Source organism: Longimicrobium sp. (assembly GCF_036387355.1).
Taxonomy (GTDB): Bacteria; Gemmatimonadota; Gemmatimonadetes; order Longimicrobiales; family Longimicrobiaceae; genus Longimicrobium.
In genome coordinates this window covers 1-3,034 of record NZ_DASVTX010000096.1, presented here as the reverse complement: position 1 = coordinate 3,034, position 3,034 = coordinate 1, and the positions used below count along the sequence as shown (strand labels likewise).

At 71.4% G+C, this 3,034-nt stretch carries 2 protein-coding genes; one reads left to right on the top strand and one right to left on the bottom strand.

Translation table 11 applies throughout. The features are described 5' to 3' along the window. Positions 1-3 precede the first annotated feature (3 nt). Positions 4-1,863 (top strand): YfbK domain-containing protein, encoded by a 1,860-nt coding sequence (locus VF665_RS04605; protein WP_349263099.1) that lies wholly within the window; start codon positions 4-6, stop codon positions 1,861-1,863. Positions 1,864-1,974: 111 nt separating this feature from the next. Here VF665_RS04605 and VF665_RS04600 read toward each other — a convergent pair whose 3' ends face one another. Next, positions 1,975-2,967, bottom strand: coding sequence for a threo-3-hydroxy-L-aspartate ammonia-lyase (locus VF665_RS04600; RefSeq protein WP_331052236.1), 993 nt, complete (start codon positions 2,965-2,967; stop codon positions 1,975-1,977). Positions 2,968-3,034 lie beyond the last annotated feature (67 nt).

Genomic DNA, 3,034 nt, shown 5'->3' with positions numbered 1-3,034 from the left:
GCAGTGCCCGTGCTGTTGCTGCTGCTTGCGCCGGTGCTGGCCCGCGCGCAGGAGCCTGCGGTGGTGACCGGGCTGGTGACCAGCGACGAGGCGCTTCCCGTGGCCGGCGCGCTGGTCCGCATTCCCGCCCTGAACGTGGGCGGCCTCACCGGAGCAGACGGCCGCTACCGGCTCGTCGTGCCCGAAGCGCGCGTGCCGGCCGCTCCGGTGCAGGTCACCGCGTCCCGCATAGGCTACGTGCCCGCCGCGCACACCGTCGCGCTCAGGGCCGGGCAGGCGGTCACCCGCGACTTTCGCCTGAACGCGGCCGTACTGCAGCTGGATGAGGTGGTGGTGACGGGCTCCAGCCCCCGGGTGGTGCAGCGGCAGTCCGTGGGCATGGCGGTGGCTTCCGTACACGCGGACGGGTACAACACGGAGGAGTACAACCACATCCGCGAGACCGGCTTCCGGCCCGCGGCGCGCGAGCCGCTTTCCACCTTTTCCGTGGACGTGGACCGCGCCTCCTACAGCAACGTGCGCCGCTTCATCCGCGACGGGCACGCGCCGCCCGCGGACGCCGTGCGCATTGAGGAGATGGTGAACTACTTCGCCTACGACTACCCGGAGCCGGAGGGCGAGCACCCGTTTCACGTCGTGACGGAAGTGGGCGCGGCGCCGTGGAATCCCCGCCACCAGCTCGTGCAGGTGGCGCTGCAGGGCCGCATGCCCGACACCCGCAACCTGCCGCCCAGCAACCTGGTGTTCCTGGTGGACGTGTCCGGCAGCATGAGCTCGGAAGACAAGCTGCCGCTGGTGCAGCAGTCGCTGCGGCTGCTGGTGGGGGAGCTGACGGCGGAGGACCGCATCGCGCTGGTGGTGTACGCCGGCGCGGCGGGGCTGGTGCTGGACGCCACGCCGGGCGACCGCAAGGAGGTGATCCTGGCCGCCATCGACCGGCTGCAGGCGGGAGGCAGCACGGCGGGCGGAGCGGGCATTCAGCTCGCGTACGAAGTGGCGCGGCGAAACCACATGCCCCAGGGCAACAACCGCGTCATCCTGGCCAGCGACGGCGACTTCAACGTGGGCGCCAGCAGCCAGGGCGAGCTGGTGCGGCTGATCGAGGAAAAGCGCCAGCAGGGCACCTTCCTCACGGTCCTGGGCTTCGGCACCGGCAACCTGGCCGACGCGCGGATGGAGCAGATGGCCGACCACGGCAACGGCAACTACGCGTACATCGACGAACTGGCCGAGGCGCGGCGGGTGCTGGTGAGCGAGCGCGCGGGAACGCTGTTCACGCTGGCCAAGGACGTGAAGCTGCAGGTGGAGTTCAACCCGGAGCACGTGTACGCGTACCGGCTCATCGGCTACGAGAACCGCATGCTCGCGTCGGAGGATTTCAACGACGACGTCAAGGACGCCGGGGAGATGGGTGCCGGGCACACGGTCACGGCGCTGTACGAGATCGTGCCCGTGGGCGCGCAGAGCGACGTGCAGATCGGCGCCGTGGACCCGCTGCGCTACCAGCGGGCGCGCGGCGGGCCGGACGCGCGGTTCGGGCGGGAAATGATGAACGTCAAGGTGCGCTACAAGCTGCCGGAGGGAACGCGCAGCCGGCTCCTTGCGCACACGGTTCCGGTGTGGCTGGGCGACGGGCCGCCGTCGGAGAACTTCCGCTTTGCCGCGGCCGTGGCGGAGTTCGGAATGCTGCTGCGCGCGTCGGAGCATCGCGGCCGCAGCAGCGTGGAAGGGGTGCTGCAGCTTGCCCGCGGCGCCACCGGCGCGGACGCGGACGGCTACCGCGGCGAGTTCGTGCGCATGGTGGAGGCCTGGGCCGCGCTCCCCAGGTCCGCCTCCGCCGCGGGCGAGGAGGACGAACGGTAGCAGGCGGTTGATGGATGGCGAGCGGCCCCCCGGCACCGTGCCGGGGGGCCGCTCTGCCTGGTGTGCGCGACGGAAGTGCCGGAACGGCCGGCGGGATTCACGGCCTACGGATCAGCCGAGCAGGGCGAAGGCGTTCGCCAGGTCCACGTTGCCTCCGGTAATTACCATCCCCACGCGCGCGCCGCGGAACGCGTCCGGGTCGCTCATGACCGCGGCGAGCGGCACGGCGCCGGAGGGCTCCACCACGATCTTCATCCGTGTCCACAGGTAGCGCATCGCCTCCACGATGGCGTCTTCTGACACGGTGCGCATCTCCGTCACGTGGGCGCGGATGAGCGGAAAGGTGATCTGCCCCAGCGCCGGTGTGCGCAGCCCGTCGGCGATGGTGGGCGGGTTGTGCACCTTCTGCAGCGTGCCGGTGCGGAACGAGCGCGTGGCGTCGTCCGCCAGCTCCGGCTCCACGCCGATGACGCGGATGCCCGGGTTCGCATCCTTTGCGGCCAGCGCGGTGCCGCTCAGCAGCCCGCCGCCGCCGCAGGGCGTCATCATCACCGAAAGGCCGGGGACGTCGTGCAGCAGCTCCAGCGCGGCGGTGCCCTGGCCGGCGATGACCCCCGCGTGGTCGTACGGCGGCAGCAGCGTCATCCCGCGCTCCGCCTGCAGCGCGACGGCGATGTCCTCGCGCGTTTCCTTGTGCTTGTCGTACAGAATCACCTCGCCGCCGTAGCCGCGGGTCCCCTCGATCTTGGACTGCGGCGCGTCGTCGGGCATGACAATGGCCGTGCGCACGCCCAGAATGCGGCCGGTGAGCGCCACCGCCTGCGCGTGGTTGCCGCTGGAGTACGTCAGCACGCCCAGCGCGCGCTGCGCGGCGGCGAGGCCGGACACCGCGTTGAACGCGCCGCGGAACTTGAACGATCCGCCGCGCTGCAGGTTCTCGCACTTGAAGAAGAACTCGGCGCCGAACCGCTCGTTCAGCGTGCGCGACGTCATCACCGGCGTGCGGTGCGCGTTGCCGCGCAGCCGCTCCGCCGCGGCGTGCACGTCGGCGGCGGTGGGGAGGGCGGGGGAGGCGGGGGCGTCCGGCGCGTCGGAGATGGTCATCGACCGAAAGTACGGGAGTACAAAAGTACGAAAGTACGGCTCAGGGCGCGGCCGCCGTGATCGGCAG

What these genes read in the sequence shown, in the direction of transcription:
- VF665_RS04600 (WP_331052236.1), bottom strand. Translation starts at nt 2,967, where the DNA reads ATGACCATCTCCGACGCGCCGGACGCCCCCGCCTCCCCCGCCCTCCCC.